The sequence below is a fragment of the Pseudoruegeria aquimaris genome, assembly GCF_900172235.1.
Taxonomy (GTDB): domain Bacteria; phylum Pseudomonadota; class Alphaproteobacteria; order Rhodobacterales; family Rhodobacteraceae; genus Pseudoruegeria; species Pseudoruegeria aquimaris.
Window position 1 is genome coordinate 22,704 of the sequence record NZ_FWFQ01000026.1, and the last position, 23,339, is coordinate 46,042.

Genomic DNA, 23,339 nt, shown 5'->3' on the forward strand with positions numbered 1-23,339 from the left:
CATGAAACGACTGGCTCCCGCCCTTGCAGTCACGCTGGCCTTGTTTCCCGCAGCGCAAGCGGTCGCCGATGCGATCCAGATTGATGTCCGGAAGACAAACGGCTGCGGCTGTTGTCTGTCCTGGATGAAGCACCTCGAGGAAAGCGGATTCGCGCCGACAGGCGAGGACATGTTCGGGGGATCTCTTGTGCGCTTCAAACTCGACAATGGCGTGCCTCAGCGCATGGTCTCCTGCCATACGGCTTTGGTCGACGGCTACGTGATCGAAGGACATGTACCGGCATCAGACATTCAGCGTTTGTTGGATGAGCGTCCAGATGCAGTGGGGTTGGCGGTGCCCGGAATGCCCTATGGATCGCCGGGCATGGGACCGGAAGACGATCGAGAGGCTTATGAGGTCTTCCTGATCCGCGGCGATGGATCGACCGAGATCTTTAGCAGTTATTCGGCCGCTGACTGACGTATCGACGAGACCTCAACGCTTGGAACCCCTCTCCCCAATTACCCTTGGCTTTCTAGGAAGTCTGGCCGCCGGATCGCTGACAGCGGTCGGGGCGATCCCCGTTCTTTTCGGGCGCATCCCATCCCGGGCTACACGCGATCTGCTACTTGGCTTTGCAGCGGGTGTCATGCTCGCTGCATCGTTTTTCTCGCTGATCATCCCGGCTCTCGATGCAGCCGAAGGACAGTTCGACAACGGTGCTCTCCCGGCGGCCATCGTTTGTGTTGCTATCTTGCTTGGCATGGGCGCGGTCGCTCTGATGAACGAACGGCTGCCGCATGAGCATTTCAAGTCGGGGCGGGAAGGCCCTGACTCTGCATCGCTGCGGCGCGTCTGGCTTTTCATCATCGCGATCACTATCCACAATTTTCCCGAAGGGCTTGCCGTCGGCGTCGGGTTCGGGGCTGACGGTTTGTCGGGCGGGTTGCCACTTGCGATCGGTATTGGATTACAGAATGCCCCCGAAGGTCTGGCGGTGGCGGTTTCGTTGCTCGGCGAGGGCTATTCCAGGCTTCGCGCCTGGGGCATCGCCGCTCTGACCGGTCTCGTCGAGCCCGTCGGTGGACTTCTCGGCGCAGGGATTATCAGTCTTTCGCAACCGCTGCTGCCCTGGGGTCTCGCCTTCGCAGCAGGTGCGATGCTCTACGTCATCAGCCACGAGATCATTCCGGAAACCCACCGATCCGGCCATCAGAACAGGGCGACGCTCGGCCTCGCCGTTGGTCTTGTGATCATGTTGTTCCTCGACGTCTGGCTGGGATAAGCTGATGAGAACTTGCCTCTTCGTCGGTCTGCTTGCTGCGCTGATCGCCTTTCTTGTCGATCAGGCAACGAAGGCAATCGTTGTGTCCAATGCGACTGTTCTTAGTTCCGGCGTATCGGTCTTTCCCGGCTTCAATCTCATCTACCTGCGCAATGACGGAGTGACCTTCGGGCTTCTCGGCGGCGCGCCGTGGTGGAACCTTGTCTTACTGGCGCTTGGCATCTGCGTCTGGCTGGCGTTCATGCTGGTCCGTACCAGCAGCCGGGTCGAGGCCATTGCCTATGGTGCGATCATCGGCGGTGCACTCGGCAATATTCTGGACCGCCTGCGCTATCGTGCGGTGACGGATTTCCTCGATTTCTACATCGGGACGGCGCACTGGCCTGCCTTCAACATGGCCGATGTTTTTGTGGTTGGCGGCGTGATGCTGCTGCTCATTGCGCCGTGGGTTGGCGCTCGACTTCAGACCGATTCATGAAGCCGGGATTGCCGCAGTTCGTTAGTGAGGACCTGAACCTGTTCCAGCGCATGGGTCTTGCCCTTGCTGCCGGCGGATTGACGGTTTTGACTCTTCCGCCGTTTTCTTGGCTCATCGCGGTCCCTGTCGCCTTCTCCGTGCTCTTTATCGTTCTCCGGAACATCTCAACCTCGCGCGCTTTCCTTGTCGGTTGGGCTTTCGGACTGGGCCAATTCGGGATTGGAATTTCCTGGATCGCCGAGAGCTTTTACGTCGATGCCGAACGTTTCGGCGCACTGGCGATTCCGGCGGTCGCGGGTCTGTCCGCCGGACTTGCCATCTTCCCGGGCATGGCGGCGATGCTTTTTGCCGCCATCATGCAGCGCCGAGCTGTCGGCGGCATTGCGGCGGGCCTGCTGTTTGCAACCTGCTGGGTGGCCACGGAATGGCTGCGGGGTCATGTCCTGACAGGGTTTCCCTGGAACCTTGCCGCTTATGCCCTTGTCGACTATGCCGCCCTGCGCCAACCCGCCGCCTGGGTCGGAAGCTACGGTTTGGGCTTTCTCACGGTCTTCATCGGCATATTGCCAGGTGTGTTGACTGTGGCGGCGCCAAAGAGACGCGCGCCTGTTCTCGTGCTCTTCGCCGTTGCTGTGGCGGGTTTCTGGGTTGGCGGTGCGCTTCGGTCAGGGCAGGACGTGCCGCCGACAGACGTTGCTTTGCGCATCGTCCAAGGCAATGTGCCACAAGTCGAGAAGTGGGTACCGGGCAGCCGCCAGCGAACCTTGGAAAAATACCTGGGCTTGTCCGCGCAACCCGGACGTTTCGATTTGCTGCTTTGGCCGGAAACGGCCTTCCCCGGCTTTCTGGACGAAGATGCTGCGGCACGCGCGCGGATATCTGCAGCTTTGCCAGACGGCAGGATCCTACTGACAGGTGCGCCTGACCGAGTGGAGGGCGATGGGGGAACCAGATATTTCAACACGGTTCAGGCCTATGACGGCAGCGGCGAGGTTCTGACGGGGTATGCAAAACATCATCTTGTTCCGTTCGGGGAATATGTGCCCCTGAAAGGCTGGCTGCCCATCGAGCGGCTGACCGAAGGGTTGGGCGATTTCACGCCGGGACCAGGGCCGCGCACGCTGGCGATCCCTGGCGCGCCTCTGGTCGCGGTGGCGATCTGTTACGAGATCATCTTTCCGGGCCACGTGGTCGATGACCTTTTCCGCCCCGACTGGATTTTCAACGCCACAAATGATGCCTGGTTCGGAACCAGCATCGGACCCGAGCAGCACCTCGCCTCCGCGCGGATGCGCGCGGTCGAGGAGGGACTTCCCGTGGTCCGGGCGGCCAACACTGGGATATCCGCGATCATCGACGCCAAGGGAGAGATCATCGCGCGCCTCGAGACCGGACAAACTGGAGTCATAGATGCCACCCTGCCGACAGCGCTTGCGCCTACACCTTACGCACGTTTCGGTGATTGGACATCGCTGGCGCTCATCTGTGCGGTCTGGGCCTTAGCCTTTACCGTCGGATCGGCCAGACGACGTTTCAATTCAGAAAAATCAAAATCGGAGGAATCGTGATGCTGGTGCTCGCAGGCTTTGTCGGAGGGGCGCTCTGGGGTGGCTATCTGGCGCAACGGCAGAAAGGGAACCGCCTGGATATACTTCAATACGCGACAGGCTTCGGTATTGCTTTCGGCCTACTCGCTTTTTTCGCCTCGGTGATCCTCTTGCGCATCACGTCTTGAGATTGCTTTGGCACCGGCAACGAATTGAAACGACTGTTCAACATATTACTGTACTTGCTCCTGGCGATTTTTGCATCAGGACTGGCCGTATCCGGTGTCGTCTACTTTCTTTTGCGCGCCTCCGTCCCCGACTATGACGAGGATTTCAGTGTTGCGGGAATCGAAGGTCCAGTCGATATTCTGCGAGATGCTGCGGCCATACCGCACATTTCTGCAGACTCCGCTGCGGACGCCTATTTCGCGCTTGGTTTCGTTCACGCTCAGGACAGGCTTGGCCAGTTATTGAGGGCAAGGCGGGCAGCGCAAGCCTTGTTGCCACTTGACCAGACGATCGAAGTCGAGCCTTCGACAGCCCAAGCGCTCGACGCATATGCCGCTGGTGTCAACGCGTGGCTTGGTCTGGTATCCGAAGGCGGGCGCGGCAGAGGCTCACCCGATCTGTTGATCGCGGATGAGAGAATGATCGCTGCCTGGAGACCCGTCGATAGTCTCAGACTTGCCCAAGCGTTTCTGAACGATCTTCAACCCGAGAGACGCCAGAGTGACCTGTCCGGCTTGTCAGATCGACCTCTTTTGCCCGAGCTGTTTGTGACCTCGCCCAAGGTCAGCCTCGATGCTTGGGCGTTGCCTGGAGACAGAACAGCTTCGGGAGCACCAATTCTCGCCGCCGATATACGTGGCCCCTTATCGCTGCCTTCTGAATGGTACCTGGCGGATATTCAACTCCCGACCGGAGCCGCGATTGGGGCTACAATGCCGGGTGTGCCCTTCATTGTCGTCGGTCGCAGCGAACGCGTCGCTTGGGCGTTCCGATCTCTGTCACTGACTGCCCTTAAAGAGCCAGTGAGTCCCACCGCTGCCAAGGCCGGCAATTTTCTGATGATGCTTGACCGTCTGGCGCGGTCCGCCGATGTGAACGATGCTATGGACGCAAGCATGAACCTGGCACCAGCCGGATTGGAGATTCTTGCCATCGGCCGAGAAATCCTTGCTCGCTGGCCTGACAGGGAGGTCGAAACGCCTTTCTCGTTTCGAGACGCCCGTCTGGCAGCTCTTGATGTGCGGCAACCGATATTCTCGGTCGAGGGCGCGATTGCGGCGCAGCGCGACACGGTCAGCACTGCCGCGCGGGCGCTTCTTCCTATAATGGCAAAAGAGCTCTGGTTCGTGGGTTCCGCAGGCGCTCTCGAAGAGAACCGCGCAGATGAGTTTCGCGGCGATATTCTGGGTCAACTTGCCCAATGGAATGGCGACATGGATCGCTTTTCACCGGAACCGCTCGTGTTCTGGGCCTGGGCGCGCGCGTTGCAAAAACGGATACTTCAGGATGAATTTCCATCCGCGACAACGGTCTGGGCCAGGCCAAATGCCGATATCCTATTTGCGGTGCTTTCAGATCGCGGAGGGAGCGCAATCTGGTGCGACATCCGCCCGTCCACCCGCATCGAGACCTGCCAGGATCAGGTTCGTGCGGCCCTGGATGATGCCATCGGCTGGCTTGTCGACCGCTACGGACCCGATCCGTCAGATTGGGTCTGGGGCGAAGCACACGCTTTGAATATGGGGTGGGCGCCAATCCGATCGAGTGGGATCATCAGCGATCTGCTGTCTCTCGAAGCCCCATCTTCGGGCGATCCATACACACTGATTGCAACGCTGTTATCTTCTGACAATGACCGCCCCTTCGCGGCCAGCGCGGGCACCAATTTTCAGGCGGTCATGTCGTTTTCGGAAGAAGCCGGATCCTATTTCATCGCGCCAGCCGGTCAGTCCGGCCACCCGCTCTCACGTTTCTATGAAAACCTTTTTCTCATGTGGATGCAGGGCAAATATCTCACGATGTCCACTGATCTGTCCTTGGCCCGGGGTGGCGCTGTGGGAACATCCCGACTTTCACCGGTATCCGTCGATACGCCGACAATACAAAATGACAGGAGCCGATGATCACTTACTTCCTCCTTTTCGACCCGTTTGGGTATGCGATTTCGCCAGTGTCCCTTGTTTCCGTCAGCTTGGCCGCATGGGTCTACATGCGCGGCCTCGTGCGATCCGCTCGCATTCGCGGGACGGTGTCTATGTGGCGGCAAGCCCTGTTCCTCGCTGGCTTGACCTGCATTCTCGCGGCCACAAATGCGCCTCTGGCTTCGTTGGGGCATAGCCTCTTTTCGGTGCACCAAGTGGAGCACCTTCTCCTCCGCCTTGCAGGACCACTACTCTTCGCGGTCTCTCAGCCGTGGCGATTATTGCAAGCCGGTTTGAACAGACGGTGGCGTCGATACCTCGACGCTCTTGGAAAATCTTTTGCATTTCGGTTCTTGGCACATCCGGTAACCGCCACTGCCGCGCTCATCACGTCGCTCTTTATCTGGCAGATTCCAGTGCTTTACGGACTTGCTCAGCGCATCGCGGCGATCGAGGTGTTCGCCCATTTTGCGATGGTGCTGGCAGGGATCTGGTATTTCGGCATGCTCTTCGACCCGAGAGATCCCCCTGAGGGCGCGAGGCGCGGCGCAAGGCTGATCTCCGGTTTCGCGGTGATCGTTTCAAACATTTTTCTGGGTTCCTTGACGACACTCAAAGAGGTGAGCCTCTATGCTTCCTACCAAACGGCGGGAACCGGGTTTCTCGATCCCCTGTCCGACGAAACCATGGGTGGCTACACGATCTGGGTCCCGTCCTCGATGCTGATGATCGCCGCGATCATTCTGGTCATGAACGGGTGGAACGCGGCCGAGGTGCGTCGCTGGAATTCACGATACGAGTTGGTGCGAGGGTCAAACTCCGCGGCGCTCGAGTTTCCGGAAACGGCCGAAGAATTGCGTCTGAAAGTAGCAGAGCCAAACCGCGACATGGGCCGGACGCTCGCCATAGGTGCCTTGGTCATGTTCTTCATCGTCATGACGACGGTGGTGACAATTGTCTATGCGCTTTGAACAGAGGAGCAAATCAAAGGTTGTATCCACGTCTTTTCCCGCGATCGACATTCTCGCTGCACCGTCGTCGCAGTCAGAGATTTTGGGCACACTATCTCGGGCTGGCCAAGCTCAGAGGACACGAACGATTTTCTGCACTAAGGTTGACCATCAGAACAAATGCCAACCCACCAGCCTTTGACTGCTGACGCCGCCGCCTCCTGAGTCTTGCTTTTCTGAATTTCGCGAGAACTTGATGCTGCGCTACTTGCCGCTTTGAGATTGCAGGAGGGCGTGTTCGAAGGCCTCCAGCGTGGTCGTGCTGACGTGATGCTCGATCCCTTCCGCATCGCGTTCCGCAGTCTCTTCGTCGATTCCCAGGCTGAGGAGAAACGCGACGACGATCCTGTGTCGTCGGCGGCAGGCCTCGGCCAACTCCCGACCGGCATCCGTGAGGAATATGGCGCGGTAAGGTTCCCGCCGCACCAGGCCAGCAGCTTTGAGCCGCGAGATGTTCTTGGTCACGGTCGGCGGCTTCACTCCAAAACGTTCGGCGATTTCCACCGGCCTTGCCTCTCCGCGCGACTCGATCAGTTCGGCGATCAGTTCAACGTAATCTTCCGCCATTTCGCTCTCATGTGCCTGACGCACGGTCGCGAACCCCTCAGCCTGTGCTTCGGGAGCCCTGTCGACAGTTTCGAACGGTTCATGTTCCTGTGATTGCAGCTTTGTCATAGTTGGGACTTTGCAGGGAAACTGCAGGATTGACAACTTGTTTGCTTAGGGTAGATAAATTAGCCGTGTCTAACTTTTGAATTCGGAGACTGCGGTGATTCAGAAATTCCTTGGAGCGTTCATTGTCGCACTCGCAAGTGCGCTCGTCCTGTCCGGACCTGTCGCTGCGACGCCTGCCAAGGAGGCTCCATGGCTTCCCGAGGCGGCGGCCTACCGGCTGACTCTCTTCCTCGGAAATCTCGAACCGCTGCCTTGGGATGACGTCGGGACCGCCTGGGCCGAACCCTACCGGGGTTCGGAATTCTCTGTTGGTGCATTGGCATGGCTGGACGGCAACAGCGACATCGGACCCGCCCCCCTTCTGGACGCCATCACTCGCGAAGACCGCCAGGCGGTCTTTGCCGAGGCGACGCGGCTGATCGCGCGCCGGATCGACGAGGAACTGGACCGAGCAGTCATGGCCGACGACCCTGCACGTGCGCAGCAGGCCGTGCGGACAGCCCGAGAACTCTATCGCTCGTTCGCGGACGGTATCGCGGCTGCTGATCCCGACGCTTCGAGACGCATCGGCCTCGCCTGGCTGGAACTCAACAGCAGCACAGGTTCCGCCGGTGTTCTTGGTGCTGGTGCCACACCCGCGAGTCGCAAAACCATGGAAGCCGCGCGCGAAGTCATCTCCCTCTATCTCGCCGAGAATTACCTCGTTGACGATTTCGCGCCGCGCCGGACGCTGAGCGCGCTGCCGGAAACTGTTGTCCTGAGTGGCCGCACCATCGAGGTGCCGCCTAGCCTGCCGCCGGGGTTTGACATCTTCGATCAGGATCCGCTGCCGCGCCTCGTCCTCAATTTCGAGGAGCAGGGCATCGACGAGACCGACCTGCCATTGGTGGCCTATGGCGACATGCTATTCGACAGCGCGCAAATCTTTGGCAATCCGGCGCAGGGTCTCGGGGTCGCTTGTTCGACCTGTCACAACCGATCGGACGTTAACCAGAGGCTTTTCATTCCGGGTGCGAGCCATCAACCAGGCGCGATCGATGTCGATGGCGCCTTCTTCAACCCGATCTTCAATGACCGGCGTGATGATCCGATTGACATCCCCAGCCTCCGTGGCCTGCGCTTCACCGGGCCCTACGGCCGCGATGGCCGCTTCGCCTCCTTGCGCGATTTCACCCGCAACGTCATCGTCAACGAGTTCGGCGGCGATGAACCGACGCCCTTCATGCTGGATGCTCTGCTCGCCTACATGCTCGAATTCGACTTCCTGCCCAACTCCATGCTGACACCGGATGGTCAGCTGACCGAAGCCGCTCCCGAGGCAGCGCGGCGCGGCGAAGCGATCTTCAATACACCCTTCGCGGCGCTCGGCGACCGTTCCTGCTCCAGCTGCCACGTCCCGGACACGAACTTCCTGGACCGGCAGGCCCATGATATCGGCTCGGTTGCGTTGGCCTACGATGGCGCCCGCACCGGTGCGATGGATACACCCACGCTGCTCGGCACCGTCTACACCGCGCCCTATTTCCACGACGGGTCGCTGCCGACCCTGGCCGCTGTCGTGGACTGGTTCGACGAATCGAAGTCGCTCGGCCTGACCGGAGCGGAACGGGCCGACCTGACGGCCTATCTGGAGACCGTGGGCGCAGCGGACGAGCCCTATGAGGCATTCGACGCCGAGAACACCGCCTTCCGGCTGGCATTCTCCGAACTGACGACCTTCGCCTCGACGCTTGATACGCTGCTGCCGCAGCGGGATGCAAAACATATCCTGCTGCTGACCGACACCGTGGCCGCGGACCTTTCGGCGGACGCCAGCACAATGTCGAACCTGGCTGCGCGGCCTGAAGTCTACGCGTTGGCCCAACGTCTGGCCGAGGTTGGTGACGCCGTTCGTACTGATGACTGGGTGGCTGCCGAAACAAGCTGGACCGCGTTCAAGTCCGAAGCCGACGCAATCGAAGAGAGGGCATTCTGATGGCGATCCATATGAACCGCAGAACGATGTTGGCGCTGGCCGCTGCGGGCGCAGTATCGCTCGCAACCCCGCTGGCCGCGCAGGACACTGCGTTGCGGCTGGCTTTCATCCCGCAGGAGAACCCCGAGAAGCTCCTGGGCGACATAGAGGCCATCAGCGGCTGGCTGGCCAGTGAGATCGGCGTCCCCGTCGAAGGGTTCGTCACCATCGACCATGCGGCGGCGGTCGAGGCGCTGAGAAACGGCGACGCCGACATCTCCTTCATGGGCGCCCTGCCCTTCGTTCTGGCCGAGGCCGAGATCGGCGCGGTGCCGCTTCTCTCCGAGGTCTACCGCGACGCGCCGAGTTATACGGGACGCATTTTCGTGCGTCGCGACAGTGGCATCGGCGCGCTTGCAGACCTGCGCGGACGCGACATCGCATTCGCCGATCCGATCTCGGAATCGGGCTATCTCTACCCGCTCGCCGAATTCGTCGAGGCTCGGCTGATCGACGGCCCAGGCGCGGCGGAGGCATTCTTCGGCCGCGTCTTCTTCGCAGGCGGCTATCAGCAGGCCATGCAGGCGATGGCCGAAGGTCTGGTCGACGCTGCGGGTGCCAGCCAGTATGCCGACCTGCTCCTGACGCCGCAGCAGCAAGCACAGGTGACATGGATCGCGGAAAGCCCGCCAATCCCCAGCCATGTCGTGATCGCGCGACCCGGGTTGGATGCCGAGGTGCAAGACCGCTTCACCAACGCGATGCTGCGGCTCAACGAGCCCGAGAACCGCGACAAGCTGCGCTATCTCTACGGGCCGGACGGCTATGTCAGGGCCGACCCTGCCGCCTATGACGGCGTGCGCGACATGGCACGGCGATATGGGCTCCTGGAATGACCACCGCCATCCGGATCGACGACCTGAACTTTGCCCATCCGGGCGGGAGTGTTCCGGCGCTGGAGCGAGTCTCGCTTACGATTTCGACCGGCGAAAGCGTCGCTTTGCTCGGCCCGTCCGGGGCAGGAAAAACAACGCTGCTGGCATTGCTCGATGGCAGGCTCCACGGCTGGCGCGGGCGCGTTTCAGTCTTGGGTGCGCCGCTCGATCCAGACCAACCGCCGCCGCGCGCAAGCCGACCTGATACCGGTTTCGTATTTCAGGAATTCGCCTTGGTCGAACGCTCCACGGTTCTGCGCAACGTGCTCAACGGCCGCCTAGGCCGGATGGCGCCCCTGCGCGCCCTGCTGGGGTCGCCAAGGCCACATGATCTCGACATTGCGCGCACAGCCCTCACTGATTGCGGCATTGCCGATCTCGCCGAACGCCGGGTCGACAGTCTCAGCGGCGGCCAGCGGCAGCGCGTGGCCATTGCGCGGTGTCTCGCGCAGGAGCCACGGCTGATCCTCGCCGACGAGCCGGTGAGCAACCTCGACCCCACCCGCGCTGGGGAGGTCTTGGCGCTGCTGACCGGGGCGGCGCAAGCGCGCGGCGCAACGGCGCTGTTTTCCTCGCACCAGCCCGACCTGGCGCGGCGTTTCGCGCAGCGCATCATCGGCATGCGGAACGGGCGGATCGTGTTCGATGTGCCGACATCCGAGTTGCAGGACGAGGCGACGGCGGCTCTCTACCGGGAGGCAGAGCCGATGCCCGGTTCCGGCCTCCGGGCGGTATCCTGATGGGCCACCGCAGGTTCGGCGGCTTCGCGACCAGCACCCTGATCGCAGGCGCAATCCTCTGGTCCTTCGCCACGACCGATGTCGAGTTGTCGCGTCTCGTTTCGGCCGGTCCGCGGATCGCTGACTTTCTCGGGCGGATGTTCCCGCCCGATCCGACAGTGATGGCCGAGATCAGGAAGGGCAGCGCGGAAACGCTGAGAATAGCGATCCTCGGTTCCCTCGGCGCTGTGATCCTGTCGATCCCTCTGGCCATCCTCGCCTCCGAGACCATGGTCTCGCGCATGGTGTTCGGCCCTGTGCGCGCGCTGCTGGCCTTTATCCGGGCCGTGCCGCTGATCCTCGTGGCCATGCTTATGGTGGGCGCTGTCGGGCTCGGGCCGCTGCCCGGCATCATCGCGGTCGCCTTTCATGCAACGGGGATGCTCGCCAAGTTCTATGCCGAGGCGATCGACGGCGTGTCCCGCGCGCCGATCGCAGCACTGGAAAGCGCCGGCGCCGGACCGCTCGTGCGGCTCAGGCATGCGATCTGGCCGCAGATGGCCCCAGTCATTGCCCGCGACACGATTTTCCGGTTCGAACTGAACCTGCGCGAGTCGCTGATCCTCGGCATCGTCGGCGCGGGTGGGATCGGCTTCTACATCCAGACCTACGTGAGATCCTTCCAGTATGATAAGGCCGCCAGCGTCACGATTGCGGTCGTCGTCATGGTCATGGCCATTGAGGCGATCAACGTCGCACTGCGGCGCCGCTTCACCTGATCCTTAGGCGTAAATGTCGATCGGTGTCCCGTCCCTGACCATGGCATAGATTTCCTCGATCTGGCGGTCAGTGACGGCGATGCAGCCTGCCGTCCAGTCGCGGACATTCATTGGGTCGATCCCCTTGCGCGGTCCTCCGTGGATGAAAATGTCGCCACCGGGCGACTTTCCTTGAGCCTGCGCAAAAGCGATGTCTGCCGCGTTGGGATATGAGATGCCAATCGACAGGTGAAAGAGGCTCTCCGGGTTGCGCCGATCAATCACGTAGGAGCCCTCCGGCGTACGGCCGTCCCCCTCGAACTGCTTGTGACCTTCGGGCGCGAAGCCTAATCCGATGGGATAGGTCCGCAAGACGTCATCCACCCCGTCCAGAACCAGAAACCGCTGTGCCTTATACATGCGTAGCCGGGTCACTTCGGGTCCGTTGTAAGACCGGAACTTGCTGGCACAACCTGACAGGAAGGAGGCCAATCCGCCCATCAAAAAGGCGCGCCGTGGAAATCTGGTGTTTGTCACTGCTCGACGCCCCTTTTTGCGAGGTCTGTTGGTGCCAGAGGTTACTCTACCGAAGACGTCGGATCAATGACCGTGCGCCAGTGCTCCCTTCGCCATCTGCTCGCCCACCGGTTCACCGCCCGAAGGCCCGTCCTTGATCCGATGGCCGTTCAAAAGCCGCAGCGCATTGGCGACCACCAACAGGGAAACGCCTACATCCGCAGCGATGGCGCCCCACATCGAGGCCATCCCGAACGCGGTCAGCCCGACGAACAGCGCCTTTGTTGCCAGCGATATACCGATATTCTGGTGGATAATCGTCATTGTCCGCCGAGAGTGAGTAATCAGCCACGGCACTCGAGCCAGATCGTCGGTCATCAGTGCAATATCTGCCGTTTCGATCGCCGCATCCGATCCGACAGCCCCCATGGCAATGGCATAATGCGCGCGCGCCATTGCGGGCGCGTCGTTCACGCCGTCGCCGATCATCGCCACCATATCGTGGCATTCCACCAGTTCCTCGATGGCCTTCACCTTGTCTTCTGGCAAGAGTTCGGCGCGCACCTCGTCAATGCCGACCTCGGCCGCCACCGCACGTGCGGTGCGTTCGTTGTCGCCCGTCAACATCACGATTGTCTTCACACCCTGCGCGTGCAGACGCGCAACGATACCCTTTGCATCGGGGCGAATGCGGTCACGAAGCTCCAGCACGCCGGTCACGCCGGTCTCGTCACCCACGGCAACCAGGGTGCTGCCTGCCCCTTCGATCCGGTCCCGAAGATCCGCCGGAATGGCATTGCTGAAACCTTTCTCTTGGGCAAACCGATCTGATCCGAGCCAGATCGCGCGCCGGTCGGCGCGTCCTTCGAGCCCGCGCCCAGGCACGGTCCGCGTGTCCTCTGCGGCAGACACGGAAACACCATCGCTTTCTGCGCGCGCGAGGATGGCGCGTGCCAGCGGGTGCGAGGACCGCGCCTCCAGACTGGCTGCCAGCGTGATGATTTCGCGAGCGGAGGCTTCACCCAGCGGGTGAACCGCCGCCACCTCAGGCTCGCCCATGGTGATCGTTCCCGTCTTGTCCATCGCCAGCGCTGTGGTGCGCCCTGGCGCTTCGACATAAGCGCCGCCCTTGATGAGCACCCCTGCTCGCGCCGAAGCGGCCAGCGCTGCTACAATGGACACCGGCGTAGAAATGACCAGTGCGCAAGGACATGCGATGACAAGAAGGACCAGCGCATTGTAGAACCAATAGTCCCAGGCGCCGCCGAGCAAGAGTGGCGGCACCACCGCGATGGTGATCGCCACCGCCATCACGATGGGTGTATAAATGCGCGCGAATTTCGCCACCCATTGCTCGACCGGCGCGCGGCGGGCATGGGCATCACCGACCAGACGGATGATCTTGGCCAACACTGTGTCGGAAGCTGCCTTGGTCGCTCGTACCGTCAGTGTGCCTTCGCCGTTGATCGTGCCGGCATAGACCTCATCGCCCGGCTCCTTTGGCACGAGCGCGCTTTCTCCGGTAATGGGAGCCTGATCGACGGCTCCCGCCCCCTCCACCACTTCACCGTCGAGGGGGATGCGGTCGCCGCCGCGCACAATGAAGCGATCGTTCACGGCGACCTCTGCCGCAGGCACATCGGTTTCGCTGCCATCTGATCGGATCACCCGAGCTGTCGGCGGCGCCAGATCCAGCAAGGCCGATACCGCGTTGCGGGCCCGCCCCACACTCCAGCTCTCAAGGTAAAGCGAAAGTGAGAAGAAAAACGCAACCGTCGCGGCCTCGAAGAATTCGCCCAGCCCGATGGCACCCGCCACTGCGACCACCATCAACAAGTTCATGTCAGGGGAAAACCGTCGCGCGGAAGACCAAGCCTTGGGCGCGACCAGCCAGACCCCGAAGAGAATTGCCACCGCGAATAACCCTGCTTCCGCGAGTGGCATCGGCATTTCTCCGTGCCCTGCGAATAGCCCGAGCGCACCACCCATGCCGGTTTCGACGATGTGGTAGAGAAAACCTGCCACCCAGAAGCCGCCGCTGAGCGCGGTAAACCGCTTTTGACGTGCCAGATGCGCGGCCTGATTCTCTGCTGCGTTGTCGGCGTCCCACGGTTTTGCGCTCATGCCGGTACTCGCGACCAGTTGCGAAATCTCGTTGTCCGAAATCCCGACTGCGGTATCCAGAATTGTCATCCGCCCATTGATGACATCGAACGCCAGATGCTCAGTCCCGCCGACTTTTGGACCGACCACCCTATTCAGGATTGCCACCTCTTCGGCACAATCCAGACCGGAAACTTGAAAACTTCGCCCATTCGACGGGATGGATTCTGCCGGTCCCGTGTTGGCTCCAGCACCGCAGCACGCAGCACCATCTCCATGAGAGTAGCGAGCTACGCTCGCATGTTTGTGATCATCAACATGATCGTGACTGCAGTCAGAGCTGTGCTTGTGGTCGTGGCGGTGGCCATTGGAAGACATGGGATTGACCTCGGGATTCGTTCATTCCACATTGAGATAGCCCCTACAGTAACTAGAGCTTCAAGAGCTAAAACAGAAACTTGGTCAAGTAAGGACACCGATCTGCGGAACCTTGAAACGCGTTGCCAAGTCTGTGGACGCGGCTGACCTGCCAAAAAGTGAGATAGATATGCTTTAAAAAATATGCGGTGATCATGGTTGCAACATTGGCCCTGGCTGGCTGTGCGGTACCTCCGAAGGAAGACAACGATCCATTCAGGGTCGGGAATATTCCAGAATCTGTCGCAGCCCTCGCTGCACCCGACCAGGATCTCAACACGGCACGGCTACGTCCCGAAGATAATTGCTATTGGTATGCGCATAGTGGGCCTGTGGAAACGACCTTGGTCCCGTTGCGATCGGCAGGCGGCAATCCCATCTGCGTCGCGCGCCAATCCTGATTGACGCGTCCAAGCGTCGGATTGACGGCGCGGCTTGGGTCAACTCTGCGGAGTCACGCTGTCCTCGGCCGAATATAGGAACGCCATCGAGCCAATCTCCACATTCGGATACAGATCGTTTATGTGCGCCATGACCATCCGGACGCAACCGGAACTTGCTCGGCCGCCGATGCTTCGCGGCTGTGGTGTACCATGGATGCGCAGATAGGTGTCTCGGTCCCCGACAAAGAGATAAAGCGCCCGTGACCCGAGCGCGTTCTCAGGTCCGGGTTCCATACCGTCAGCGATATCGGCGTAGAGCTCCGGGTCGCGGTCAATCATGTTCTGTGTTGGCTGCCAATGCGGCCACCTGACCTTGCGCTTAATCGTGTAGACACCCGGCTCATAAAGTTTGCCACGAGCAATCGCTACGCCATAGCGCATCGCCGTTCCGCCTTCCTCGATATGGTAAAGATAGCGCGCAACAGCATCGACATGGATGTCACCGGCCACAAGACCATCTTTAGCTACAACCCGCTGCGGCAGAAAGCGCGGATGCAGGCCCCACGGGTTTGATGTGGCTGGATTATAGCCCGGCGGTGTAACCTGTGCATCCCAAGCAGCCTTTTCCGCTTCAGTGGGCCAGGTGTCAGCGAGGAGCGGACTCGAGATAGACGCCGAGAACAATGCGGTAGTCGTCTGGATGAAGTGTCGTCTTGTCAGCATGTATCGTGCTCCGCGCAGTTTCTATTTCGGTGTCGGATCTGTCAGATCGATTTGCTCCACGCTAAAACGTCTAGCAACTAGAGGTTCAAGGGTTAAATTTTCACTTAACCGCGAGAAGCAGAGGGTTGAATAGCGATTTCAATGCTAGACGTTCACGCGCCAACTGGGTCAGCAAAGGGCTAAATCCAAAAAGGCTTCTCTACTATATCGTTGCACGCCACATCCGATAGCGCCCCTGCCCGGTCACCTCACGGATCAGACCCCGCGCTTCCAACCAGCCAAGGTTGCGCTGGACGGCGGCGCGGCTGGCGCCAGTCAAGATTTCGGTCATCGGTGCAGAGACGAGTGGCCACTCGGTCAGTAAGGCGCGGAGAGCAGGTGGCGTCTTGCCCGAGAGCGGTGCCATTTCGGCGTCTGCGCGCATAGCCCATGCCTCTATGTCGTCTAGGTGCCGCATCGCGCTCAAGGATGCTGTCATCATCCCATCGAGCCAACGCGCCAGACGGTCAGCGGGTGGGCCGCCAGCGCGCAGCCCCCCTGATCCGCCCATGGCCAGAGGTGCAAAGACTGCCCCCCTTCCCTCACCGGCCGCAATCCTTGCGGCTGTGACTGCCGCCTCCATCCCGTCTCCGTGCTGTCCAAGACCAGCGAGGTTCCAGAGGTGGAAACCCATGCAGGCGCGGCTGATCGGATGCAGATCGACAGCTCGCGCCATCAGATCCAGCCAGCCGCTCGCACGATTCATGAAAGGTTCGGCATCATCACCAAGGTTCTCGGGGTCGCGGCGGTCGAGAAAGGCGGAAAGGTCCACCTCGGGCCCCGGCCCGCCGCTCAAACGGCGAACTGCCCATCCGACACGCGCGAGTGCTGCGGTGTCCTCCTGAACGCCTGACAGGCGCATGGATATCCAAAGAGCAAGGCGATCCGGGACGATACGATCACCCACAAACCAGCTGAGGTCAGCTGCCTCGATCAGGGCAAGCCTGTGTCGCCATCCTTCGGGGCCGCGCTTCAGGCGGTCGTCCAGCGCGCCGACGCGACCAGCTACACTGGCAAGACGCGCGGCGAGACCCGCCTCTGCTTTCCGCCATTCATCAAGGACTTCGGTTTCGCGCGGTTCGGCCCGTGGTCCGGGCGGCAGATAATCCGGCTCCTCTTCCATGGGACCGGGCAAGAACCAAAGATCGTCCTCGGACGACTGTTCCACCCCCTCAGCATCGAGAAAGAGAGCGTCCGATTCATCATGAAAGGCAGGCGCTTGAGGCTTCATATGTGCAAAATACTGGATTTTTGCATTTTACCCAAGGGTTTTGTCAGAGTGGACCCACGCTTCTTAGATAGCACGCGCGGGCGATGGTCGGCGAGGGCTCTCTGATCGCGCTCAGCGCAAGGAAACCAAGGGTTTTTGGACGAGCACGACGAGCGAGCACTTACTTGCTTTCGTTTACAAACGGTCGTTTATTGGTGATACATAAAATTGCAAACGGCCCGTTTTCATGTCCCTGATAGGCTATGCCCGCGTTTCCACAGAGGATCAGACCCCCCTGCCCCAGTCCGAGACGCTGCAATCGGCGGGCTGTGCCGAGATCTTTGAAGAGCACGCCTCAGGCGGCAATCGCGCGCGTCCTGTGCTCGCGCGGGTGCTCGAACGGGTCCAGAGCGGCGATACGCTGGTCGTCGTGCGGATCGACCGGCTTGCGCGGTCTCTGTCGCACTTACTGGAGGTGATCGAGCGTCTGGAGGCCAAGGGAGCTTTCTTCCGCTCGCTGCAGGACCCCATCGACACCGCCTCCCCTCAAGGAAAATTCACATTGCAGGTTCTGGGCGCCGCGGCGGAGTTCGAGCGCGCGCTGATACGTGAGCGCACGAAGGCCGGGCTTGTCTCTGCACGCGCCAAGGGCCGCGTTGGTGGCAATCCTGGGCTTCGCACCAAAGACCCCGCCGCGCTGCGCAAGGTGCGGCTGGCACGACAGGACGGCTACATGGAGCGCCTGAACGAAACCGCGCAGGATTGGGTGCCCCATGTGCGCCGCCTACGGCCGGATATGGCCTGGGAAGACGTGCTGCGGATTATCAATGCCCCCCTGCCCCAAGACCGCCGTTGGACGCAAAGCCGCCTGCTCCGTGCCGTGAAGGCATATGTGCGGGATGGGTTCCTGCCCGCTGAAGTGCTTGGACGCGCTGGACGCCGCAAAACCGACGATCGCCTGCCTGCGATTGTTGCGGCCATCAAAGGTTCGGACCCGGATATCACGCTACAGGCGATCTGCGACCGGTTGGAAGCCATGCGTGAGCGGACTCCACGGGGACGCACAAGCTGGCAACCGTCATCCGTCAGGATGCTGTTGGAACGGGCGGAGCGACTTGGGTTGCTGGTCAGGCAAATGGATTGACGATGCGCAGCCGATCCTCGACCAGCAATCCGTCGTGCATGTCCTCAGTCCACAAAGTCGTGCACCCAGCGATCAGCGCGGCAGACACGATCATCGCGTCATAGACCGATAACTGGTACTTCTCTGCCAACGCGCGACCGACTTGATGGGTTTGAACCGTTAGGCCCTCGACAGGGCATACGGACGTAATACCCTCAAGAAACGCTCCGGTATCTTCCCAACTGAGCCCAGCTTTCCGTCGGCAATTGACCATCGCTTCGTTCAGGACCTGAACGCTGATCCGGGGTCCCTGCCCCAGAATTTCCTCCGCCCTCTCAGCCTTTGGACCATCGTCGAGCAGGTAGAGCACAACATTCGTGTCTGCGAATTCAGCGCTCATGCGCGGCGTCGCGGCTTAGACGCGCATCCTTGGGCAGTTTTCTGCGAAACCGCCTCAGCCCTTGTAGAACTTCATCGGCGCGAGTTTGGCGTCTCACAAGAATGGTTCCATCGTCCTTTACCAGGTCGACCTGATCGCCTTCCTTTAAGCCGAGTTCCCTCACAAGATCCGCGGGTAGCCGGACGGCAAGGGAGTTTCCCCATTTGGCAACTTGCATCTTGTCCTCTCAGGCATGGATAAACATCCAGTAATGTATATCCAGAACTGCCAAAAGGCAAGCTCTGGTGCGCTCAAAGCCATGCTGGAGCCCTCCGACAAGAGTTCTCCCCTGTCCCTTTTCGTGAGATGCGGTGCGTTACACCATGCAGCAGGAAGCCTAACAGCCTTGTGTTCGGTGACGACTCGCCCACTAGATGTGGAAAAACCTTGCGCGAATCCGACTCTTGCGCCAATAGTCACGGAAACGAGGCAAAAAACGTCAATTTCCGTGAACACGCCAAAGACGCGATGTCTCGGAAGCGAGAGGGCAGATGGATAATACCTTTGTGCATGAGGATCTCAACGCGGTGATCCGCCAGCATTCGGAATGGCTGGCGAACCAGTTGCATTCGCAACGTGAGAGCCTGTTTCCACCCGATGCCGAGAAGACCATGCGCAAATTCACCTCTGGTGAGGCTGCGGCGCTGCTCGGCGTAAACGATTCCTATCTTCGCAAACTCAACTTGGATGGCAAAGGGCCTTCTCCCGAGCTTACCGCCGGCAACCGTCGTCTTTACTCGGCGCAGGATATCCAGGCGCTGCGTGTACTCCTTGAAAAAACCGCTCGCAAGCCGGGCGATTACGTTCCCGGACGACGAGAAGGTGATCATCTTCAGGTCATCGGCGTGATGAATTTCAAGGGCGGGTCCGGAAAAACAACAACCTCTGCCCATCTCGCCCAACGGCTTGCCCTGCGCGGATATCGTGTGCTGGGCATTGATCTTGACCCACAAGCTTCCTTCACCGCGCTGCACGGCGTTCAGCCGGAATTGGACCTCGAAGATGGCGGCACTCTCTACGATGCGATCCGCTATGAGGACCCGGAGCCGATCCGGTCGGTCATCCGCAAGACCTATATCCCCAATTTGGACTTGATCCCCGGCAACCTCGAACTGATGGAGTTCGAGCACGACACCCCGCGCGCGCTGGCGCAGGGCAATGCCGGACTTTTCTTCTTCCGCGTGAAGGAGGCGCTGGCCCAGGTCGATGAGGACTACGACGTGGTCGTCATAGATTGCCCTCCGCAGCTTGGCTTTCTGACCATGTCCGCCCTGTCCGCGGCCACGGGCGTTCTGGTGACCATCCATCCAGAGATGCTCGATGTGATGTCCATGTCGCAATTCCTCCGCATGACAGCCGACCTCATGGACGTGATCGCCGAGAGCGGCGCTGACATGTCTCATGACTGGATGCGCTATGTTTTGACCCGCTACGAGCCGCAGGATGCGCCGCAGAACCGCATCGTGGCTTTCCTGCGAACAATGTACGGCGAAGCCGTGCTGAATTCGCCCATGTTGAAGTCCACAGCCATCTCAGATGCGGGCCTGACCAAGCAGACACTTTATGAAGTGGAACGCAGCGCGTTCACGCGTTCCACCTATGATCGCGCGATTGAGAGCCTGAATACGCTGAATGACGAGATCGCCGACCTAATCCAGAAAACCTGGGGGCGCACATGACCAGTGGCAAGAAGAAGCGCATGTCAATGCTGGACAGTCTCGCGGCAGCTGGGGCCCCCTCCCCTGCCCCTCAGACAGGTGCTGTGACACCGATGATGACCTCGAATCGCGCCCTTCGGTCCGCCCGCGACGCGGTCGATTCCCATCATGTTTGGGAACTGGACCCGGCGAGCATCGAAGACGGGCGTATGGCGGACCGGCTTGACCCGGCCGATGTACTGGATTTGCGCGATGCGATTGAGGCGAACGGTCAGACTGTTCCGATCCTCGTGCGACGTGCGCCGGGTGAAGATGATCGCTACCTTTTGGTCTATGGGCGACGCAGGCTGGAGGCGATCCGTCAGTCCGATAAGGTTACCAAGGTTCGCGCGTTAGTCACCAACCTGGATGACGACAGCGCTCTGCGTGCTCAGATTTCGGAGAACATGGGGCGGCGCGATTTGTCTTTTATTGAAAGGGCCCTGTTCGCAAAGGACCTTGTGTCGTCCGGCTTCGGAAATCAATCTCAGGTTGCAGAAATTCTTACCGTCACGAAGTCGTCCATATCTATGGCGATCGCGATCGCGGACATGGTCGGGCCGGATCTGGTACGCGCCATTGGCGCCGCCCATGGCATTGGCCGACCCCGATGGGAATCCCTTGGTCGGGCCATCGACGAAAATGGTCTGGACTGCGAGGACCTTATCGGGATCGCGAAAGAGGCACGTGAAAATGCCGAGACCTCCATGGTGGTGGATGACGTTGCCTCTACCAATGACCCGTCCATCCAAGCGTTCCTGGCCGTAGAAAAGGCTGTGACCAAGGCGATTAAACCGGCCAAGTCGCCCTCCCCTGCCCCACCTTCCAGCGTCCCGCTGAAGATCGGCGGCAAACGCGGCGGCACGGTCAAACGCACTGCCAAGGGCCTATCGATCGAGTTGGCGGGTGGAGACTTCGCCGATTGGGTCGAGACGCAAGTGCATGACATGATTGAAGACCTTCACGAACGCTGGAAGCAGCGGTCGGAAGACTGAGGAAGAGCAGAAATCAAAGAAGGAGGCACGAAAAGGCAAAAGAAAAGGTCCCGCAAAGCGACCACTCCACGAGACCCTAACTTGTTTCTAGCACCTTCAAGGTAGTGTCCGGAGCTATTTTCCGCAAGTCCAAAGTGATTCGCGGACCGGGATATTTTTGTCTTCGTGAATGACAAAATGGACTACACGCCCGTAACGCCGTTCCGGCGAACGATAGATGCTGCCATCCTGAAACATCAGGCAGCGACCCAAGAAGACCTGCCCCCAGCCGGCGCCAACAAGTGGGAGGTCCTGAGGGAGCTCGCTGCCGCTCGAGTCGCGTTCGGCTTGTCCGATCGGGATTTGACGGTGCTTCAGGCGCTGGTCAGCTTTCACCAAGCGACAATTCTCGGAGGCAATGACAGCGAATTGATTGTACATCCGTCCAACAAGGCGATTTGCGAGCGCCTGAACGGCATGCCCTGCTCGACGATGCGGCGCCACCTCTCCAACCTTGTGCAGACTGGCTTTGTTGTCCGGCGCGATAGCCCCAATGGGAAGCGCTATGCCCGCCGCTACGGCGACGAAAAGGTTGCGTTTGGGTTCGACCTCTCTCCGCTCGTTCGACGCTTCCAGGAGGTTTGTGAGGCCGCTGAGACCGTCCGGGCCGCAGAAGAGCGGTACAAGCGCTTACGTGCCACTGTGAGCCTCATGCGGCGTGACCTCGCAGGGCTGGCCGAGTACGGGCGCTCACTTCGTCCGGATCAGGGCGTCTGGGACCAATTCTCTGATCTTGCGGCCCTAATGGCCCGAGATCTTCGCAGAAAACTCGAAATGGAAGACCTTAGGCGCATCGAAGACGCTTTGGGGTCAGCTTTAGATCACGCCCGAAGCCTTCTGGATGGCTGTGAAACAGAAAATATGAGCACCAATGATGCTGTTTCTGAGCAGCACTATCAGAATTCAAATAAAGACTCTTATGATCTTGAACCTCGCTTAGAAAAAGCGCGGGGCGGAGGCGCTGTGCGCGAAACTCCAGAAGTTGCCAATAGTCATCTGTGTTCTGAAGATGAGGGCAACTCAACGGCAACTATTGACGATCAACTGATGCCGAACATACCGCTTGGTCTCGTCCTCGCTTCCTGTCAGGAATTCAAAGCGTATTCCGAGCAGCCCGTGCGCCACTGGCACGATCTGGTCCGGGTGGCTGATGTGGTCAGGCCCATGATGGGTATTTCCCCGTCCGCGTGGGACGAGGCGAAACGCTATATGGGTCCCGAAGAAGCGTCTGTTGTGATCGTTGCAATGCTTGAACGGTTTGCGGATATCCGATCACCTGGAGGCTACTTGAGAACCCTATCTTCAAAGGCAGCAATTGGGGAGTTCTCCTGCGGTCCGATGATCATGGCCTTGATGCGGCGGGATGCTGCATGATGAGTTCACAGCTGTGAACTCGGCTGACAAGTAGGATAGCTCGGGATAGTTCACAGCTGTGAACTTCTTTCCAACACGGTCAGAGGCTGCGCTCGCGGACTTGGCCAGAAACAGGGTGCTTCGGTTGCCAGTCACACGGGCATGTCACCGTCTCCAAAGAGGTTTGGAAAGAGCCGCTCTCGATAATCCAACGGAAACGCCAACCGAACTGGCGTCTTCGGAGATGCGGAGGTCAGGTATCCGGCGGCAGTCAGTTTACTCAGTGTGTTGCGAGCAGTACGCTCGGACGTCTTGAGCACAATCTGCGCATCGCCTCGTTCCAGTGCGCCATGCCGAAGTACCGCCGAGATGAGTTCCGGCGCACGCTTGTCATCGATGGTATCTGCAACAAGACGACGATACCGTTGGTCCAACCCGCCGAGATCGAACAATCTTGCTGAGAAGATGATCTGATCGAGCGTCACCTTTAGGAACCATTCACTGAACGTCCTCAGTGCCGCTTCTGACAGGTTCCCCCGTCCGTCGCGGTCTCCGCGGCGTGGACTGTCGGCCAGATCCATCATCCGGTTATACTCGCCCCGACCGGTTAGCCCGCGCGCTAGGTCGTGGACTCATAATGTCTGATCCAGAGCCTTGAGCAAGCGAGGTGAAGTGCGGCGAGGAAGTTTGCTGCGGTTTTGAAGTATCGCGTTGCGATGCCGCGGAAGTGTTTGAGACGATTGAAGAACCGTTCGACCTTGTTGCGTTCGCGGTAGAGGTCTCGGTCGACGGTCCTGACCACGCGGACGTT

At 60.1% G+C, this 23,339-nt stretch carries 24 protein-coding genes and 1 pseudogene; 16 read left to right on the forward strand and 9 right to left on the reverse strand.

Translation table 11 applies throughout. The annotated features are described in order from the left end of the window. Position 1 precedes the first annotated feature (1 nt). Genes PSA7680_RS15415 through PSA7680_RS15440 form a run of 7 tightly spaced genes read left to right on the forward strand, consistent with a single transcriptional unit; the run spans position 2 to position 6,411 of the window. Positions 2 to 460, forward strand: coding sequence for a DUF411 domain-containing protein (locus tag PSA7680_RS15415; RefSeq protein ID WP_009820119.1), 459 nt, complete (start codon positions 2 to 4; stop codon positions 458 to 460). 22 nt (positions 461 to 482) lie between these two features. Next, entirely contained in the window at positions 483 to 1,265 is a 783-nt protein-coding gene (locus tag PSA7680_RS15420) for a ZIP family metal transporter (protein WP_085869598.1), read from the forward strand. A gap of 4 nt (positions 1,266 to 1,269) precedes the next feature. Then, positions 1,270 to 1,743: a signal peptidase II gene (lspA, locus tag PSA7680_RS15425; protein ID WP_085869599.1), complete on the forward strand. Its 474-nt coding sequence runs from the start codon at positions 1,270 to 1,272 to the stop codon at positions 1,741 to 1,743. Beyond that, the gene (gene lnt, locus PSA7680_RS15430) at positions 1,740 to 3,311 is read left to right on the forward strand and encodes an apolipoprotein N-acyltransferase (protein ID WP_085869600.1); all 1,572 of its coding nucleotides are present in this window, start codon (positions 1,740 to 1,742) and stop codon (positions 3,309 to 3,311) included. Before lspA ends, lnt begins: the two co-directional genes overlap by 4 nt. Further along, positions 3,311 to 3,478 carry a hypothetical protein gene (locus PSA7680_RS18765; protein ID WP_043872279.1) on the forward strand — a complete coding sequence of 56 codons (168 nt, stop codon included), beginning with the start codon at positions 3,311 to 3,313 and terminating at the stop codon, positions 3,476 to 3,478. The genes lnt and PSA7680_RS18765 overlap by 1 nt, the downstream gene beginning before the upstream one ends. 24 nt (positions 3,479 to 3,502) lie before the next feature. Beyond that, entirely contained in the window at positions 3,503 to 5,422 is a 1,920-nt protein-coding gene (locus PSA7680_RS15435; RefSeq protein ID WP_043872280.1) for a penicillin acylase family protein, read from the forward strand. After that, complete coding sequence (locus PSA7680_RS15440; RefSeq protein ID WP_040652273.1) at positions 5,419 to 6,411, forward strand: cytochrome c oxidase assembly protein; 993 nt, start codon at positions 5,419 to 5,421, stop codon at positions 6,409 to 6,411. Before PSA7680_RS15435 ends, PSA7680_RS15440 begins: the two co-directional genes overlap by 4 nt. Before the next feature lie 243 nt (positions 6,412 to 6,654). On the opposite strand, the gene mntR is transcribed toward PSA7680_RS15440, so the two are convergent. Further along, positions 6,655 to 7,125 carry a manganese-binding transcriptional regulator MntR gene (mntR, locus tag PSA7680_RS15445; RefSeq protein ID WP_009820125.1) on the reverse strand — a complete coding sequence of 157 codons (471 nt, stop codon included), beginning with the start codon at positions 7,123 to 7,125 and terminating at the stop codon, positions 6,655 to 6,657. Positions 7,126 to 7,219: 94 nt separating this feature from the next. On the opposite strand from mntR, the gene PSA7680_RS15450 reads away from it, so the two are divergent. Genes PSA7680_RS15450 through phnE form a run of 4 tightly spaced genes read left to right on the forward strand, consistent with a single transcriptional unit; the run spans position 7,220 to position 11,512 of the window. Further along, the gene (locus PSA7680_RS15450; RefSeq protein ID WP_085869601.1) at positions 7,220 to 9,100 is read left to right on the forward strand and encodes a cytochrome c peroxidase; all 1,881 of its coding nucleotides are present in this window, start codon (positions 7,220 to 7,222) and stop codon (positions 9,098 to 9,100) included. Beyond that, positions 9,100 to 9,975, forward strand: a complete 876-nt coding sequence (locus PSA7680_RS15455; RefSeq protein WP_043872281.1) for a phosphate/phosphite/phosphonate ABC transporter substrate-binding protein — start codon at positions 9,100 to 9,102, stop codon at positions 9,973 to 9,975. Before PSA7680_RS15450 ends, PSA7680_RS15455 begins: the two co-directional genes overlap by 1 nt. After that, complete coding sequence (locus PSA7680_RS15460) at positions 9,972 to 10,754, forward strand: phosphonate ABC transporter ATP-binding protein (protein ID WP_052453653.1); 783 nt, start codon at positions 9,972 to 9,974, stop codon at positions 10,752 to 10,754. The genes PSA7680_RS15455 and PSA7680_RS15460 overlap by 4 nt, the downstream gene beginning before the upstream one ends. Next, positions 10,754 to 11,512 carry a phosphonate ABC transporter, permease protein PhnE gene (gene phnE, locus PSA7680_RS15465; protein ID WP_009820129.1) on the forward strand — a complete coding sequence of 253 codons (759 nt, stop codon included), beginning with the start codon at positions 10,754 to 10,756 and terminating at the stop codon, positions 11,510 to 11,512. The genes PSA7680_RS15460 and phnE overlap by 1 nt, the downstream gene beginning before the upstream one ends. Positions 11,513 to 11,515: 3 nt before the next feature. Here phnE and PSA7680_RS15470 read toward each other — a convergent pair whose 3' ends face one another. Together PSA7680_RS15470 and PSA7680_RS15475 are read right to left on the reverse strand one after the other, a co-directional pair. Continuing rightward, the gene (locus tag PSA7680_RS15470; RefSeq protein WP_043872282.1) at positions 11,516 to 11,992 is read right to left on the reverse strand and encodes a L,D-transpeptidase family protein; all 477 of its coding nucleotides are present in this window, start codon (positions 11,990 to 11,992) and stop codon (positions 11,516 to 11,518) included. A gap of 99 nt (positions 11,993 to 12,091) precedes the next feature. After that, a complete protein-coding gene (locus PSA7680_RS15475) occupies positions 12,092 to 14,488 on the reverse strand; it encodes a heavy metal translocating P-type ATPase (RefSeq protein WP_234994810.1) in 2,397 nt (798 codons plus the stop codon). 194 nt (positions 14,489 to 14,682) lie between these two features. On the opposite strand from PSA7680_RS15475, the gene PSA7680_RS18995 reads away from it, so the two are divergent. Further along, a complete protein-coding gene (locus PSA7680_RS18995) occupies positions 14,683 to 14,928 on the forward strand; it encodes a hypothetical protein (protein ID WP_085869602.1) in 246 nt (81 codons plus the stop codon). Positions 14,929 to 14,967: 39 nt separating this feature from the next. Here PSA7680_RS18995 and PSA7680_RS15490 read toward each other — a convergent pair whose 3' ends face one another. Together PSA7680_RS15490 and PSA7680_RS15495 are read right to left on the reverse strand one after the other, a co-directional pair. Further along, entirely contained in the window at positions 14,968 to 15,633 is a 666-nt protein-coding gene (locus tag PSA7680_RS15490; protein WP_043872284.1) for a L,D-transpeptidase, read from the reverse strand. 202 nt (positions 15,634 to 15,835) lie between these two features. Then, positions 15,836 to 16,903, reverse strand: a complete 1,068-nt coding sequence (locus PSA7680_RS15495) for a hypothetical protein (protein ID WP_050686115.1) — start codon at positions 16,901 to 16,903, stop codon at positions 15,836 to 15,838. Between the two features lie 226 nt (positions 16,904 to 17,129). Between PSA7680_RS15495 and PSA7680_RS15500 the strand changes: the two genes are divergently transcribed. Next, the gene (locus tag PSA7680_RS15500; RefSeq protein WP_054540541.1) at positions 17,130 to 18,026 is read left to right on the forward strand and encodes a recombinase family protein; all 897 of its coding nucleotides are present in this window, start codon (positions 17,130 to 17,132) and stop codon (positions 18,024 to 18,026) included. Here the strand turns inward: PSA7680_RS15500 and PSA7680_RS15505 are convergent. Beyond that, complete coding sequence (locus PSA7680_RS15505; protein WP_012187367.1) at positions 18,010 to 18,405, reverse strand: PIN domain-containing protein; 396 nt, start codon at positions 18,403 to 18,405, stop codon at positions 18,010 to 18,012. The two genes, PSA7680_RS15500 and PSA7680_RS15505, sit on opposite strands and share 17 nt — an antisense overlap. After that, positions 18,395 to 18,622 (reverse strand): AbrB/MazE/SpoVT family DNA-binding domain-containing protein, encoded by a 228-nt coding sequence (locus tag PSA7680_RS15510; RefSeq protein ID WP_054540540.1) that lies wholly within the window; start codon positions 18,620 to 18,622, stop codon positions 18,395 to 18,397. Before PSA7680_RS15510 ends, PSA7680_RS15505 begins: the two co-directional genes overlap by 11 nt. A gap of 313 nt (positions 18,623 to 18,935) precedes the next feature. Between PSA7680_RS15510 and repA the strand changes: the two genes are divergently transcribed. The 3 genes from repA (at position 18,936) to repC (ending at position 22,549) form a co-directional block, all read left to right on the forward strand. Further along, complete coding sequence (gene repA / locus PSA7680_RS15515) at positions 18,936 to 20,123, forward strand: plasmid partitioning protein RepA (protein ID WP_027263652.1); 1,188 nt, start codon at positions 18,936 to 18,938, stop codon at positions 20,121 to 20,123. After that, positions 20,120 to 21,136: a plasmid partitioning protein RepB gene (gene repB / locus PSA7680_RS15520; RefSeq protein WP_085869603.1), complete on the forward strand. Its 1,017-nt coding sequence runs from the start codon at positions 20,120 to 20,122 to the stop codon at positions 21,134 to 21,136. The genes repA and repB overlap by 4 nt, the downstream gene beginning before the upstream one ends. A gap of 177 nt (positions 21,137 to 21,313) precedes the next feature. Next, positions 21,314 to 22,549 (forward strand): plasmid replication protein RepC, encoded by a 1,236-nt coding sequence (repC, locus tag PSA7680_RS15525; RefSeq protein ID WP_012187363.1) that lies wholly within the window; start codon positions 21,314 to 21,316, stop codon positions 22,547 to 22,549. Between the two features lie 131 nt (positions 22,550 to 22,680). Here the strand turns inward: repC and PSA7680_RS15530 are convergent. Both PSA7680_RS15530 and PSA7680_RS15535 read right to left on the reverse strand, forming a co-directional pair. Then, a pseudogene (locus PSA7680_RS15530) lies at positions 22,681 to 23,151 on the reverse strand (Fic family protein); the annotation flags it as partial. Beyond that, on the reverse strand, positions 23,148 to 23,339 hold a 192-nt coding region (locus PSA7680_RS15535; protein WP_217808310.1), incomplete at its 5' end, for a transposase. The gene PSA7680_RS15535 and the pseudogene PSA7680_RS15530, both read right to left, overlap by 4 nt.